Consider the following 14,712-nt stretch of genomic DNA (forward strand, 5'->3'; position numbering starts at 1 on the left):
GCGGGAGAGTGCGGCGCCCGCCGCGGGGCAAAAAGGAAGGGACACCTGCGGTTTCCCTTCCTCTTTGAACTCCTACCTTTCCCTTGTGAGATAGTCTGACGCAAACCAGAGACCGGCGACCGCTCCGAAAAGGGGGAACGGCAGACGGGTTACTCTTTCGTGTCTTTCTCCGCTTTTTCGCGGTTCACAGATAACGTACTGCTACACAGGTCGGAAGGTCTCCGCAGGCGCGGCATGGCAGTGCCGCGCAACCCTTGGGCACGCTGTAACGCCCGGCACCTACGAATTTTTCTGCTTAGTAGAATTTATCTACGCAGATGCTGTCTATTATAACCGGCTCACAAATCGTGCGGCACTGTTATGCCGCACCCTGCACAGAGTAGCCGGTATGTGTAGCAGTACGCTATCTGACACTGCGAATATGTGGACACATGGGCGCGTTAAACGTGCCTGCGGAAGAAAAAATCCTCTGCCGTTCCTTTGCGAGTCTCAGCTCTGCAAATTTCGCCGTGCTATCCCAAAAGGAAACGGGATTCATAAGGGTGGAAACCTTGGTGTCCACCCTTATGCCCTTCGCTGTAGGCACGGCGCCCCTGTCGGGTAGGCAAGATTCTCTTGCTTCGTAAGCAATCATGTTAAAGAAGAAGGTACAAAATGTCCCATCCTTTCGTCGAAACAAAAGAAATGACCGTCGGCTACCGCGGTGTGCCGCTCATCCGCGACATCGCCCTGCGTGTTCACCGCGGTGAGATTTTAACGCTCATCGGTCCGAACGGCTCGGGTAAATCGACCATCCTCAAAAGCCTCATCCGTCAGCTGGCGCTCATCGGCGGTACGGTATATCTGGATGGCAAATCGCTGCAGACCCTGCCCGAGCGTGACCTTGCGCGCACGATGTCCGTGCTGCTCACCGAGCATGTGCGGCCGGAGTTGATGACCTGCTGGGATGTGGCGGCTGCAGGCCGCTATCCGTACACCGGACGGCTTGGTCTGCTCAGCGACGAGGACCGCGCTAAGGTGGACGAGGCGCTGGCGCTTGTCGGCGCGGATGAACTTGCCGACCGCGATTTTTCCTGCATCAGCGATGGACAGCGGCAGCGTGTGCTGCTGGCCCGCGCCATCTGCCAGGAGCCGGAGGTCATTGTGCTCGATGAACCCACCTCCTTCCTCGACATTCGCTACAAGCTGGAACTGCTGACCGTGCTCAAGCAGCTGGTGCGCGAAAAGCAGGTGGCGGTCATTCTCTCGCTGCACGAGATTGATCTGGCGCAGAAGCTGTCCGACCGGCTCATCTGCGTTCACAACGGCAGAATTGAGCGCTGCGGCACGCCGGAGCAGGTATTCACCGGCGACTACATCCGCACCCTGTATGACCTCGAGCGCGGCACCTATAACGAGCAGTTCGGCAGTCTGGAGCTCGAGCGGGTGACAGGCGAGCCGCGTGTGTTCGTTATCGGCGGCGGCGGAAGCGGAACGGCACTGTACCGCAGACTGCAGCGGCGCGGCATTCCGTTCGCGGCAGGCGTTCTGCCGGAGAACGATGTAGAGCTGCCGACGGCTCGTGCTCTGGCGGTCGAGACCGTCACCGAGCGGGCGTATCAGCCGATCGGTGAGGACGCTTACGCGCGTGCGCAGGCGCTTGTACGGCAGTGCGGAAATGCGGTCTGCTGTCTGGATTTGTTCGGTCCGGTCAACGAAAAAACCGCGTGCTGCGCGACTGGGCACAGCAGGAGGGGCTGCTGCGGAGCAAATCGGAATTGGAAAATATTACATGATGATCGCCTGAAATGTTGCTCAAAACGCAATGTTGTGGTAAAATAGCCAATAATGCCAATGGTGACAGGGGAGGTTCCGCCCGGTCACCGGTGAGAGCAACCACTTTGTCACAGGAAAGTGATAACATGGCAAGAAAGCAACAAAAACGACATAACAGAGGCAGCTATCGGCGGAAAACCGCCCATGCACATCGCAGTACGCGGCATATGCAGCCGGTAAGAACGCAGAAAACGGTCAGACGCCGTCTGCCCGAGGCGGAAGTGCGCCGCAGACAGCGGGCACGCCGTCGGCAGTTTGCGCTGCTCGGGCTGGCAGTCCTGCTCATTGTGCTTATTTTCGCCTTTCGGCATTTGATCAGCACACCGCAGCAGAGCGGCGCGGACGGTGATACCGGCAATTCCGGCACGAGCGCGACCGAGGAGGTCAAGCAGGTAGCCAAGGCAGTGAATGTCTATCAGTCGGTTATGTACTATCAGCCGGTGGTGCAGAAATATGCCGAGCAGAACGGCATTCCGGAGTACACGGATGTACTGCTGGCCATCATGCAGGTGGAGAGCGGCGGCAAGCTGACCGACATCATGCAGTCCTCCGGCAGCGCCGGACTGCCGAACGATTCACTCGAGGAGGAGAGCTCGATCCGGCAGGGCTGCACCTATTTTGCACACCTGCTGAGCAAGGGCAAATCGCTGGACTGTGATCTGGACTGCATCATTCAGGCGTATAATTACGGCAGCGGTTTCCTCGATTACGCGGCCAAGTTCAACGGTGTGTACAGCACCGAGCTGGCTGAGAAATTCGCGGAGAAGCAGTCTGGCGGCAATACCATCCAGTATGATAACCCGATGGCAGTTCAGGAAAACGGCGGCTGGCGGTATGCCTACGGCAATATGTTCTATGCCCGTCTGGTGAAGCAGTATTTGATCGAGTGATCGTATTTTACGCTCTGTTTGGACAAAACTACTTGACAAACCGCCTGTAAAAAGCTATACTTATCCCACAGCTTAGAGTATTTAAACCGCAGGAAAAGGAGGAAATCACCGTGCGTGCAGTTCGAATGGAAATGTGCATGATGTGTGGTTCTGCTCGTTTTTCTGCGAAGCAGCCGTAAGGCTGAAACGCATAGGCGGGCCGCTTTTCATGCGGCTGATACAGAAAACGGGCGGAAAGCAGAAACCTGCTTTCCGCTTTTCTTTTGAAAATGTAAGGAGGAATGAATGTGGCACAGGATGTGATCGTCCGGATTCAGGGTCTGAACAAGACCTTTCGCGGCAGAGCCGGAACGGTAGTTGCGCTGAACGGTATCGACCTTGATATCTATCGCGGCGAGATTTTCGGCATTATCGGTCTTTCGGGCGCAGGCAAGTCCACACTGGTACGCTGTATCAACTTTTTGGAGAAGCCCACCGAGGGCACGGTAACGGTGGATGGACAGGAGCTTGGAAAGCTGAGCAAAAAGCAGCTTTTGGAGGCCCGCCGGTCGATGGGTATGATCTTCCAGCAGTTCAACCTGCTGCAGCAGAGAACCGCACTGCAGAATATCTGTTTTCCGCTCGAGATTGCGGGAACGAGCAAAGTCGATGCGGAAAAGCGGGCGCGTGAGCTGCTTGAGATCGTCGGCCTGTCAGACCGTGCGGATAACTATCCGAGCCAGCTGTCCGGCGGTCAGCAGCAGCGTGTGGCGATTGCACGAGCACTTGCGACCAACCCGAAAATCCTGCTGTGCGACGAGGCGACAAGCGCACTCGACCCGACGACAACGCGGTCGATCCTCGCACTGCTTAAGGAGATCAACAAGACGCTCGGCATCACCATCATCGTTATCACGCATGAGATGGCGGTCATCGAGGAAATCTGCCAGAGAGTTGCAATCATTGATTCCAGCCGTATTGCCGAGGTCGGTACGGTGGACGAGGTGTTCACCCGACCGAAATCCGCAATGGCCAAGCAGCTTATCTATCCGGACGGCAAGCGCAATTCTCTTGCGACCGGCAAGCGGTACTGCCGCATTGTATTCGACGGCAATTCGTCGTTCGAGCCGGTAATCTCCAACATGGTGCTCGAGTGCAAGGCGCCGGTAAATATTATGTTCGCGGACACCAAGAACATGGATGGCAAGGCTTACGGTCAGATGATCCTGCAGCTTCCCGAGGACGAACGCGCGGCAAAACGCGCACTGGCGTACCTCGAAACCCAGAACATACACGCAGAGGAGGTAGCCGATTATGCTTCCGTTTAATGTTTGGGCGCAGAGCCTTTGGGAAACCCTGTATATGGTCATTGTTTCGACCGTTATCTCGTATGCGATCGGTCTGCCGCTCGGTCTGACGCTGGTTGTTACCGATAAGGGCGGTATTCGTCCGATGCCGATCGTCAACACGGTTCTGGGCGTGGTTGTCAATATCCTGCGCTCTATCCCGTTCCTGATTCTTGCCGTTATGATTACGCCGATTACGCGCGCGATCGTCGGCAAGGCCATCGGCACCACTGCGATGATCGTTCCGCTGACCTTTGCGGCAGCACCGTATGTAGCCCGCATGGTCGAGTCCTCCATCAAGGAGGTGCCGTTCGGTGTGATCGAAGCCGCACAGTCCATGGGTGCAAGTCCGTGGCAGATCGTGTGGAAGGTGCTCGTGCCGGAGGCAAAGCCGTCCCTGATGGTCGGCGGCGCGATTTCGGTCGTTACCATCCTCGGCTATTCCGCAATGGCAGGCTTTATCGGCGGCGGCGGTCTGGGTACCGTAGCCGTAAACTACGGCTATAACCGCTATAATTTCCCGATCATGTTGGTAGCGGTTATCATTATCGTTATCGTTGTTCAGATTTTTCAGGAGGTCGGCATGCGTCTTGCACACCATCTGGATAAGAGAAACAGATAATCGTTTTTCATTCTCAATTTTATTTTGTTATCATTAAAAATGATATATATCAGAAAAGGAGCGAATTCCCATGAAGAAGACAATCGCAGCAATCCTGGCAGGCGCCCTGTGCCTGACCGCACTGACCGCTTGCGGCGGCAGCAAGACCGACAGCGCTGCAGCTGACAGCAGCAGCGCTGCAGCAGGCGACGACAAGACGATCACCGTTGGCGCTACCCCGACTCCGCACGCTGAAATCCTGAATGCGGCAAAGGATGCACTCAAGGCTGAGGGCTACACCCTGAATGTTGTTGAGTTCACCGACTATGTGCAGCCGAACACCGCACTGGTTGACGGTGATCTGGATGCAAACTACTTCCAGCACACCCCGTACCTGAACAACTTCAACAAGGAGAACGGCACGGATCTGGTTTCTGCATTCGATATGCACTACGAGCCGTTCGGCATTTACGCCGGCAAGACCGCTTCCATCGAGGAGCTGAAGGACGGCGCTTCCATTGCCATTCCGAACGACGGCTCCAACGAGACTCGCGCACTGCTTCTGCTGCAGGATGCCGGTCTGATCAGCTGAAGGACGGCATTGACCCGACCTCTGACGCTACCAAGCTGGATATCACCGAGAACCCGAAGAACCTGGACATCCAGGAGATCGCTGCTGAGCAGCTGCCGCGTTCTCTGGCAGACGTTGACCTTGCTGTTATCAACGGCAACTATGCACTGCAGGCAGACCTGAACGCCGCTGAGGACTCCCTCATCACCGAGAACCCGGACTACGCTAAGGTCTATGTAAACGTAGTTGCTTGCCGTTCCGGTGAGGAGAACAGCGACAAGATTCAGGCACTGAAGAAGGCGCTGCAGAGCGACGACGTTAAGAAGTACGTTGACGAGACCTATAAGGGTGCAGTCGTAACCGTATTCTAACTTCGATCACGACCACGCTCGTGATCGAGGAGGACATGCCGAGCAATAGCTCGGACATGTCTGGGGCGGGATTCTGCGCGCCCGCTTTGCGGGCACACAGAATCCCTTACTTGTATAAAATCTCACGCACATGTCGCGGGATTTTATGAAAAGAGGCGGCATAGACCGCCTTTTTCTATTATATGCGCGCTTACGCGTTGTCCGCTGCGGCGGAGCCAATGGCTCGGATTTCTGGACGAAATCCTGCCATGCGGGTGCGGCTTGCAAGCAAGCCGGAATAAAAAGAAAACCGAGGCGGATGCCTCGGTTTTTGTTTTGCCTGTTTACTGTACATTGAGCGTAAACGCCGGATTTTCGGCGGCCGCGTCCGCCAGCACGCGGAGCACCAGCTCGCCGTAATTGCCGAGATGTACGACCAGCATCTCCGGGTGCCGCAGCGTAAGCCGCGCCGCCGGATAGGCGGTCAGCAGGTCGTACAGTGCGTCCAGATTGCGGCCGTAGTCAGCAGGGAAGCCGCACACCTTGGTCAGCACATCGTGCAGTTGCTCGCGCGTGTACAGCGTTTCCGCATCCAAAAGCAGTTCTTTCATTCTCATTTCCCCCGAAATTTGAATTGTTATTCTGTGATTTCTTCAAATGTTTCATAGTGGTCGGCGGTGTAGTAGATTCGGCCGTCGTCCGCGTAGACCAGCCGTTCCGCGCCGCGCTTGTCGGCTCCGCGGGTGTTGAGGTCGCATTCGTGATAGCTGCCGTCCGGCAGGGTGCCTTCGTAGTTGCCGAACCGGTCGCCGCCGATCGAGCAGCCGGGTGCATACGGCTCGAGCGAGCCGCTCTGCCAGCCGAGTGCCTGCGCCTGCTTTTTCGTGATGTAGTTGGAGGGTAAGTGCCCGTATTCGGTCAGATAGGCGGCAACCTCGTTCTTGCTGTCGTACTGCCCATCTTCGGTGACGGAAACAGCGGAAGCGCTGTCCGAGGTGATGATGGCGGTCGGTCCGTCCGCCCCGCCAATAATGCCGATTTGACCGGCACAGCCGGTCAGTGTGCCGAACGCCAGCAGCAGAGACAGCCATAAAGCGGTTAATTTTTTCATATTCTGTTACTCCTTCGCCGTAGGATAGAACAGCACGAACAGCTCGTGGTACAGATTGCGTCCGTCACCGCTCTTGATGGCGCGCAGCTTGCCATTGACGAACACATAGCCGTCTGTATTTACGCCGATCGAGTTGCCGTTCTGGAAAGTCACGGTCAGGCGGTTGGCAGTCAGCTTGTTCTGGCTGGGCTTGATAAAGTGCGGATAGGCGGTGTAGGTCTGCTCACTGAGAAGCTGTATGATAGCGGTTTTCTGGTTGTCGTCGGTTTGCGGTACCTCCACGTCATTCTCGGTGAGGGTGATGGTGGATTGCGGTCCGGTTTCCGCGATGTCGGAAAAGTCCTGGCTGTAAACGTGGGTATAGATCAAACGTCCGGTGGCGAACAGCAGCAGAAGCAGCAGCGTGCCGCAGATAGCCAACACGAGCGAAACGGTTTTTCGCATGGAAAATTAACTCCTTTGGGTTTTATATAAAACAGATTTTTGATTGTGAACGGTAGGTTTTTTGCCTGAAATCAGGCGGGGAGGTGCGCGCTGTGGAGCGCGGGAGTTCGCCGCGCCCCGCGGCGGGGCAAGAGGGTAGACACCTACGGTTTCTAGCCTCTTAACTCCCGTTTCCCTTTATTTCTTAGTCTGGCGCAGACCAGAGATCGGCGACCGCTTCGATCAGGAGGACGGCAGAGGATTTTTTCTACCGTAGGGGAGCACAGTGTGCTCCCATGTCGAAACCTATACGCAGTGCCGGATACCGTTCTGCTATATATGTGGTTTCACCTCCGCTGGGTGCGGCATAGCAGTACCGCACAACTCTTTAACGTGTTATACCAGACGGCACCTGCGAGGATAAATGCTACTAAATAGATAGATTCGTAGGTGCCGTCCATAATCTCCAGACTAACGAGTTGCGCAACACGAGTATGTTGCGCCTGCGTTGACCCTCCGACCTGTGTAGCAGAACGGTATCTGACCCTGCGAACAGGTTACGAAAAACACGGTAGAAAAAATCCTCTGCCGTTCCCCTTTTCGGAGCAGTCACATGTCGGTAATCTGCGCCAGATTAGGAAGCAAGGGAAAGGTAGGAGTTCAAAGAGGAAGGAAAACCGCAGGTTGTCCTTCCTTTTTGCCCCGCCGCGGGTGCCGCGACGTTCCCGCCGCAGCGGCGGCGAATCCCTCGCTGAACCTCAGCGAAAAACCTCCCGCCCGTTAGGGGCGAACACGCTTACGCAGTTAGCATACCCCGGTCAGCCGGTGCAGAAAAATCCGTGCCGAATTGATAAATCAAACGCATCTAATTAAAGCATATCCTAAAAAAACAGCACTGTCAACGCAATAAAAATTACAAAATGTAAACAATTTGTATATGTCAGCGCACTTTGTGGGAATTTGTGCAATAAGGATTGACAACCATCTTCTACTATTGTAGAATATAAGCAATAAAAGGTGTTTTACATTTGTAGAATAGAAGGAGGGTTAGACTATGCGAAACGACAAGCGATTGCCCGATGCGGAGCTGGAGGTCATGCAGACAATCTGGTCTCTGGGCACACAGGTCACGGCGGCCGAGGTGCAGCAGCACGCGGATAAGGATTGGAAAATGACCAGCGTGCTCACGTTCCTGTCCCGCCTGTGCGACAAGGGATTTCTTTCCTGCACGAAGGAGGGACGGCAAAACCTGTACACGCCGCTCGTCAGCGAGGAGGACTACCGTCAGCGCGAGAGCGTCGGTTTTCTGCGCCGGCTGTGCGGCGGCTCGGTGAAAAATCTGGTCGCGAGTCTGTCGGATGCGGGCGCACTGACCGAGCAGGACATCGACGAGCTGCGCGCGTTCCTCGACAGGCAGGCGCACTAAGGAGGGGATCTTATGCTGCAATTCTCGGAAAAACTGCTCAACAATCTGATGCAGATCGGCCTGACCGTATCGTTGGCGGCGCTCGTGCCGCTCATTCTGCGGCGGCTGATGAAAAAACGCTATCCGGCCCGTATGGTATGTGTGGTGTGGGCGATTCTCGCGCTGCGGCTGCTCGTTCCGGTGCAGCTGACACTGCCGCAGGCGCCGGTGCAGGTCATGCCGCGCACCAACTATGTGGTGCAGAGCAACCAGACGGCGTTCCGGCAGGCCGGACTGCCGGTTGCGCAGAACCCAGCCCGATGGGTGACGGGCACGCAGGCGCAAATGCTCAGCGCGGCAGACACCGGCACGGTCAAGACCGTGGATATTACCGACATTCTGCTGACACTGTGGCTGGCCGGTGTTATTTCCTGTATACTCTGGCAGGGGATTGGCTATTACCGGCTGATACGCAGCCTGAAAGGTAAGTCCCGTTCGGTCGAACGCGCGGATCTGCACACGATTTTGCAGGAGCAGTGCGCCGATCTGGTTATTGACCGGGAAATCCCACTGCGGGTATCTGCGGCGGCGGACTGCCCGATGCTGGCCGGATTTATCCATCCGACGCTGTATTTGCCGGATGAGCGCATTTCCCGGACGGATGCGGCGTTCATTTTCCGCCACGAGCTGACGCATTACAAGCATGGCGATCTGTGGCTCAAGCTGCTGCTTCTGGCGGCACGATGCCTGCACTGGTTCAATCCGCTGGTGCATCTGATCGCGCGATTCGCGCAGGAGGACATTGAGGCGGCGTGCGACGACGCGGTTGTTCGCGGACACGACGGCGCGTACCGCAGAGCCTATGGCGAGACCATCCTGCGGTCGGCTATCGCGCAGGCGCAAAAGAGAAAGGCTTTGGTATCCTGCTTCGGTGATGACAAAAAGACGCTCATGCGCCGGTTTGAGGGACTGTTTGACAAGTCGGTCAAAAAACGCGGTGTCGCGCTCGTTGTGATGATCGCGCTTCTGGTCGGTTCGCTTAGCTGCACGATCGCGGTCGGTGATAACGATAAGGGTCTAACGAAAGAGCTGCGTATACAGCTGGCACAAAAACAGGCGAATGAGGCGGAAAATCTCGGTTATACGGTCAAACTGGACGGGAAAGACACCTATTTGATCACGGATAGAGAGTTCAGCGATAATCCGGGCGAAACTATTCCCGGACGTGTGGTACAAAAGCTGACCTTTGCAAAACAGGATGGAGAGTGGGCCGTATCGAACAGCGAGATTGTGCCGGAAAACGGCCGTGTTACTTCTCTGGATGAATTTAAGCTGTTGTATGAGAATGATCTCGGCTTGCCTGATTTCCTCTCGGACAGCAACCAGTGGAAAATCACAAACGGCTACAATATCAGCGACCCGGTAAATGCAGCAGAAGTGCTGCTCGGTATTTTCCCGGCGGCCAGTCAGGTGGAAGGCAGCAACCAAGATGCCGCACCGTACAACGACATCCGCAAGGTGACATTCACGTTTAAGGATAACAGCAAGGTTGTTGTCACGATGGTCAACCAGTTCGGTCAGGGCTGGCTGCCGCAGGACTGGACGGACGGCAGCGGCGTTCGTTCCCGCACGGCGGCGGATCTCGCGCAGCAGTACGCACGCGCAGTTCTGCACAAGAGCGCACAGTATATCTTCCCGATTTTGACGCCGGACGGTCAGAAAGACCTTATCGCGCAGCAGATGGCTATGACCGGCGGCGAGCAGTGGACGTGGAAATACGGTCCGTCCTCGCCGTCTGCAACGGATTTCGTGCTTGTACCCACCGATGACGAAAATAGCTGCCGCGTTGTATTCCGTCTGTCGGGCAGCGGCGTGAATGATGCGCGCTCGGCTTACACCGTGCAGACCATCCGCGAGAACAAAAACAGCTCGGTGATCGGCAATATCCGCGAACTCAGTACGGACAGCATGACGCAGAGCGAATTGTTCCGGACGTACTATGCGACCGGTCTGTCGTGGCCGACCGTGCCGCAGTACATCGACAGCATGGATACGCAGATGATAAGAGGCTACGCCGATCCGGCACAGGCGGCTATGCAGTATTTCGGCATGGCGCTGCGCGGCGATTCCTATCTGATGCTGGTGAAGGACACCGAGGTCATCCGGCGGGCGACCGGTTCGTTCGGTGAAGGCGACAGCAATACAGAAACTGCCGTTGTACAGCTGACATTTGGCGATTCCAGTGCGCCGGTTAAGGTGCAGCTGGAGAAAACCGCCGCGGGCTACTGGCAGCCGGTCGGCGTGGTGGAGGACATCACCGCCAAGAGCGGGGAACAGGAGCTCGGCATCGGTGCGAACGCAAGAGGTGCGCTGATAACCGGCAAACTGCCTGAGCTGGCAGTCGGTGATACCATCAAATTTACGTTTGCGAACGAGCCGTCCGGCGGCGTACAGCTCACCAATCGGCTGGTCAATTCGGACGGCACCATGCAGGATGCGCTGACAGATGAGCAGACAGTGCTCACCAAAACCGCTGACGGCTGGACGTACACCGTGCCGGAGAGCATGAGCAAGTCGCTTACCTCCACGGCGGTGGAGCCGTATCTGCACGCACTGGTGCTGGAATACACCGATGCCCGTCACATTCAGCACAAGGCGGCGGCGCTGTACGCCATGCAGAACGGGGAGGCGGCCACCGTCGTACACGGTGACGAAACCCTGAACTCGGTGGCATACCGCAATGATGTGCTGGACTATACGCTTGAGCTGCCACTTTCGTTCCATAATACGGTCGGCATCAGCCAGTATGAGGACGGCAGTGTGCATTTCAATATGCTGGATGAGGCAGACAGCAGCTCGGCGCATGACATCTGCATTATGACGCTGAATGTAGACGCAACCGCCGTTTTGCACAGCGAATACGGCGAAAACTGGACGAAAAACTATCCGTCTCCGGTCAAGCAGCTTGCCGAGAAGGACGGTTTGACCTATTATCTGGCGTATGTATCCGATGTGCAGTATGACCCGGCCAATCAGGAGATTGCCGCCAAGTACAAGGAAATGTTCACTGCCGCGCAGAATATCACTGCGGATGATTTTGTACTCGACGACCTGACGGATAAGGACGGTACCGTTCGCCGTGCGCAGCTGCTGACAAGTCTCGGTGCACATTATGCGGTCCTGCATATGGGCGCACAGCATGACCAGCCGTATCAGGTTGCCGTTAATACGGATAATAATTCCTGTGAGGTCTATGTCAGCCGTATCGACTGGACAACCGAAGCACAGTATAAGGTCTATGCCGCTGATAGGGTGACTTTTGAGGATATTACCAATACCGAACCGACAACGGTGGAGCATCTGGCCGATTCTGCAAAGGGATTGACCGCAGAGCAGTTTGATTTGCTGTACGGTACGCTTGATTTGCCGGTCTATACCGATGATGAATTGGCAAATCTGCAAAGAGTATTGCAGAAAGATCAGATACCGGAACAGGGAGCCGCATTTTTCCTTGGTTTAGGTGATATGTACGGCATATTTGACGGTGATTCTGTGAAGATTTACGGCGATAATAACGAATTTGCATCGCTGACATACCGGTTTACCGACCCGAATACCGGTAAAGAAAACGGCAAATACGTCAAGCTGACCATGCACAAGACAACAGCCGACAGCAGCCTGCCCGCACTGTGGATTCCGTATAGCTACGAGTTGTATACAGTCTAATCCGGCGGTGCTGAGCATAATAACCAATAAAACCTCTGGGCGGCGCTGTTACGCCGCCCTTTGCGTTGAGTAGCCGATATGTGCAGCAGTAGGGTAGGCAAGACCCGTTCGCTTCTCAAGCAGCAACCTCCCGTTCAACAAAAATTGAAAACCCATGATTTTGTTCACACAACGAACAAACACCGGCGGTATACTTGCGGTATTATAAGAATGTAAGGTGGAATTATATTGTCTACTATTTTAATCGCAGACGATGAGGCGCGTATCCGTCGTCTGGTCAGCGACTTTCTCAAGCGGGACGGTCATATCATCGTCGAGGCCGCCGATGGCAAGGAAGCGCTGAATATTCTGGAGAACCGCCGTCCGGGACTGGATATGGCCATTCTGGACGTGATGATGCCGGGGATGGACGGCTTTGAAGTCCTGCGGGAGCTGCGCGAGCAGGAGCACGGCGAAACCCACCTGCCGGTTATGCTGCTCACCGCCCGTGCCGAGGACGCGGATCAGGTGCGCGGCCTGGAAGGCGGTGCGGATGATTACGTCACCAAGCCGTTCTCGCCGATCGTGTTGGCGGCCCGCGTGCGCACACTGCTCAAAAGAGAAGGCCGTGCCGGTGCACCGCTCGAACAGCTTGGCAAGCTGTCGGTCAATGAGCTGCGCCGTGAGGTCATGGTGGAGAACAAGCCGATCGACCTGACCCCCAAGGAGTACGAGCTGCTTATCTACTTCAAGAACAATCGTGCGATTGCGCTGTCGCGCGAGAGTATCCTCAATGCAGTCTGGGGTTACGATTACTTCGGCGACCTGCGTACCGTGGATACGCACGTTAAAAAGCTGCGCGCCAAGCTCGGCGAGTGCGGCACCATGATCGAAACCGTGCGCGGCTACGGTTACCGCTTTGAGGTATGAAGCTGAAGCATCGGTCAATCCGGTTTACGTTTTTTGCTGCGATCAGCATTATCGCGTTGGTGTTTATCGGTATTCTTGTGCTGCTCAACGTGTTTTTCTATCAGGATTACTATATGATGACACGCCGGAGCGAGCTGCGTGATGCCTACGGCAGCATCTGTACCAGCTACGCGAGTGATTCCTCGGATGTTGCCGCGCTGCTGGACAGCTATGAGAGCCGCAGTGCCATTCGTCTGGCAGTGGTGACCGATAACGGCGATGTGATTACCTCGTCTGCCATGCAGGAGGGTGACGTAGGGTTTGATTTTGGGCACATGGAGCAGAAGTTCCGCAGCTTTGCGGTGCTGGCGTCCGTGGTCCAGAATCGTGACTGGGTAGATTTGGGTAAAAACGAATACCGCTTTATGACGATCAGTCTGCGCGATAATGACCAGTATTTGTGTCTGATCGGTGTGCTGAATGCGGAACACGGTGAATATCTGATCGCATATATGCCCTATGCGTATATCGAACAGAATTCTTCGCTGAATCTGGTGTTTCTGCTGATTGCCGGCGGCTGTGCGCTGCTGATTTGTCTGGGGTGCGGCTATGTTATCTCGCGTCAGTTTACGCGCCCGCTTATTCAAATGGCGGGACTGGCCGACCGGATGAGTGAGCTGGATTTCTCTATGCAGTACACCGGCAAGGGGGACGGCGATGAGATTGACCAGCTGGGACAGTCGCTCAACCGCCTGTCTGCGTATTTGGAGCAGTCGATCGGTGAGCTGAAGGAGTCCAACGATCAGCTGGCACAGGAGATCGAGGAGAAGGAGCGTATCGACAATATGCGGCAGGAGTTCATCGTGAACGTGTCGCATGAGCTGAAAACGCCGATCGCGCTCATTCAGGGCTATGCTGAGGGCCTGACGGCCGGCGTGGCCGATGACCCTGAGGACCGCAAGTTCTACTGTGACACCATCGCCGATGAGGCCGACCACATGAACAAGCTGGTCATGCAGCTGCTCAGTCTGTCGCGGTTGGAGCTGGGTGCAGAGCAGACGTTCGACGAGGATATTGATCTGCATGCACTTTGTGCGGAAGCGGTGCGCAAAACCGCTGTTTTGTGTGAAAATCGAGGTTTGACCGTGGAATATGAGAACGCGCATATTACGGTCCGCACGGACGGCGATCTGCTCGATCAGGTGCTGATGAATTACCTGTCCAACGCTATCCGCTACACGCCTGAGGGAAAGCATATTGAGATTTCGGCCACAAAAACCGGCAACAGCGTGCGCCTGTCCGTGTTCAATGAAGGCGATGGTCTGCCGGAGGAGGAGCTGCCGAAGATCTGGGAGAAATTCTACCGCACCGACCGCGCCCGTACCCGAGAGGCCGGCGGCACCGGCATCGGTCTGTCGCTTGTCCGCGCCATCGCGGATACCCTGCACGGCGCCTGCGGCGCGGAGAACGTCGAAGGCGGTATCTGCTTCTGGTTTGAGCTGCCGGATCTGCTGCCCGCGGAGGACAGCAAGATAAAAGACTGAATTTGTCGAATAGAAAATTGAAAATTATGCTTGACAACTGTGTTATCCTATGGTATAGTATAT

Annotated in this window: 11 protein-coding genes and 1 pseudogene; 9 read left to right on the forward strand and 3 right to left on the reverse strand. The window is 55.7% G+C overall.

Annotated features, from left to right (window positions below):
- Positions 1–654 precede the first annotated feature (654 nt).
- The 5 genes and pseudogenes from DXB00_RS08190 to DXB00_RS08210 all read left to right on the forward strand — a co-directional run bounded on the left by DXB00_RS08190 (position 655) and on the right by DXB00_RS08210 (position 5,573).
- Positions 655–1,821 (forward strand): ABC transporter ATP-binding protein, encoded by a 1,167-nt coding sequence (locus DXB00_RS08190; RefSeq protein WP_119214782.1) that lies wholly within the window; start codon positions 655–657, stop codon positions 1,819–1,821.
- Between the two features lie 161 nt (positions 1,822–1,982).
- On the forward strand, positions 1,983–2,705 hold the full coding sequence (locus tag DXB00_RS17185; protein WP_227600490.1) for a lysozyme family protein: 723 nt from the start codon (positions 1,983–1,985) through the stop codon (positions 2,703–2,705).
- Between the two features lie 281 nt (positions 2,706–2,986).
- Positions 2,987–4,012, forward strand: coding sequence for a methionine ABC transporter ATP-binding protein (locus DXB00_RS08200; protein WP_118729245.1), 1,026 nt, complete (start codon positions 2,987–2,989; stop codon positions 4,010–4,012).
- Positions 3,999–4,652, forward strand: a complete 654-nt coding sequence (locus tag DXB00_RS08205) for a methionine ABC transporter permease (RefSeq protein WP_110435731.1) — start codon at positions 3,999–4,001, stop codon at positions 4,650–4,652. Before DXB00_RS08200 ends, DXB00_RS08205 begins: the two co-directional genes overlap by 14 nt.
- 70 nt (positions 4,653–4,722) lie before the next feature.
- Positions 4,723–5,573, forward strand: a pseudogene (locus DXB00_RS08210) (MetQ/NlpA family ABC transporter substrate-binding protein).
- A gap of 323 nt (positions 5,574–5,896) precedes the next feature.
- Here DXB00_RS08210 and DXB00_RS08215 read toward each other — a convergent pair.
- Genes DXB00_RS08215 through DXB00_RS08225 form a run of 3 tightly spaced genes read right to left on the reverse strand, consistent with a single transcriptional unit; the run spans position 5,897 to position 7,107 of the window.
- Positions 5,897–6,163 (reverse strand): barstar family protein, encoded by a 267-nt coding sequence (locus tag DXB00_RS08215; protein ID WP_158574361.1) that lies wholly within the window; start codon positions 6,161–6,163, stop codon positions 5,897–5,899.
- A gap of 26 nt (positions 6,164–6,189) precedes the next feature.
- Positions 6,190–6,663 (reverse strand): ribonuclease domain-containing protein, encoded by a 474-nt coding sequence (locus tag DXB00_RS08220; RefSeq protein WP_118729244.1) that lies wholly within the window; start codon positions 6,661–6,663, stop codon positions 6,190–6,192.
- A gap of 6 nt (positions 6,664–6,669) precedes the next feature.
- Complete coding sequence (locus DXB00_RS08225; protein WP_118729243.1) at positions 6,670–7,107, reverse strand: hypothetical protein; 438 nt, start codon at positions 7,105–7,107, stop codon at positions 6,670–6,672.
- 1,033 nt (positions 7,108–8,140) lie between these two features.
- On the opposite strand from DXB00_RS08225, the gene DXB00_RS08230 reads away from it, so the two are divergent.
- From DXB00_RS08230 to DXB00_RS08245, 4 genes are all read left to right on the forward strand, one after another.
- On the forward strand, positions 8,141–8,512 hold the full coding sequence (locus DXB00_RS08230) for a BlaI/MecI/CopY family transcriptional regulator (protein WP_118360575.1): 372 nt from the start codon (positions 8,141–8,143) through the stop codon (positions 8,510–8,512).
- 12 nt (positions 8,513–8,524) lie between these two features.
- A complete protein-coding gene (locus DXB00_RS08235) occupies positions 8,525–12,217 on the forward strand; it encodes a M56 family metallopeptidase (protein ID WP_119214783.1) in 3,693 nt (1,230 codons plus the stop codon).
- Between the two features lie 228 nt (positions 12,218–12,445).
- The gene (locus tag DXB00_RS08240) at positions 12,446–13,126 is read left to right on the forward strand and encodes a response regulator transcription factor (RefSeq protein WP_116705062.1); all 681 of its coding nucleotides are present in this window, start codon (positions 12,446–12,448) and stop codon (positions 13,124–13,126) included.
- Positions 13,123–14,649: a sensor histidine kinase gene (locus DXB00_RS08245; protein ID WP_119214784.1), complete on the forward strand. Its 1,527-nt coding sequence runs from the start codon at positions 13,123–13,125 to the stop codon at positions 14,647–14,649. Before DXB00_RS08240 ends, DXB00_RS08245 begins: the two co-directional genes overlap by 4 nt.
- Positions 14,650–14,712: the final 63 nt, after the last annotated feature.

This window comes from Butyricicoccus sp. OF10-2 (assembly GCF_003481925.1).
Lineage (GTDB): Bacteria > Bacillota > Clostridia > Oscillospirales > Butyricicoccaceae > Agathobaculum > Agathobaculum butyriciproducens.

What these genes read in the sequence shown, in the direction of transcription:
- DXB00_RS08220 (WP_118729244.1), bottom strand. Translation starts at nt 6,663, where the DNA reads ATGAAAAAATTAACCGCTTTATGGCTGTCTCTGCTGCTGGCGTTCGGC.
- DXB00_RS08205 (WP_110435731.1), top strand. Translation starts at nt 3,999, where the DNA reads ATGCTTCCGTTTAATGTTTGGGCGCAGAGCCTTTGGGAAACCCTGTAT.
- DXB00_RS08225 (WP_118729243.1), bottom strand. Translation starts at nt 7,107, where the DNA reads ATGCGAAAAACCGTTTCGCTCGTGTTGGCTATCTGCGGCACGCTGCTG.
- DXB00_RS17185 (WP_227600490.1), top strand. Translation starts at nt 1,983, where the DNA reads ATGCAGCCGGTAAGAACGCAGAAAACGGTCAGACGCCGTCTGCCCGAG.
- DXB00_RS08190 (WP_119214782.1), top strand. Translation starts at nt 655, where the DNA reads ATGTCCCATCCTTTCGTCGAAACAAAAGAAATGACCGTCGGCTACCGC.
- DXB00_RS08235 (WP_119214783.1), top strand. Translation starts at nt 8,525, where the DNA reads ATGCTGCAATTCTCGGAAAAACTGCTCAACAATCTGATGCAGATCGGC.
- DXB00_RS08245 (WP_119214784.1), top strand. Translation starts at nt 13,123, where the DNA reads ATGAAGCTGAAGCATCGGTCAATCCGGTTTACGTTTTTTGCTGCGATC.
- DXB00_RS08215 (WP_158574361.1), bottom strand. Translation starts at nt 6,163, where the DNA reads ATGAAAGAACTGCTTTTGGATGCGGAAACGCTGTACACGCGCGAGCAA.
- DXB00_RS08230 (WP_118360575.1), top strand. Translation starts at nt 8,141, where the DNA reads ATGCGAAACGACAAGCGATTGCCCGATGCGGAGCTGGAGGTCATGCAG.
- DXB00_RS08200 (WP_118729245.1), top strand. Translation starts at nt 2,987, where the DNA reads ATGAATGTGGCACAGGATGTGATCGTCCGGATTCAGGGTCTGAACAAG.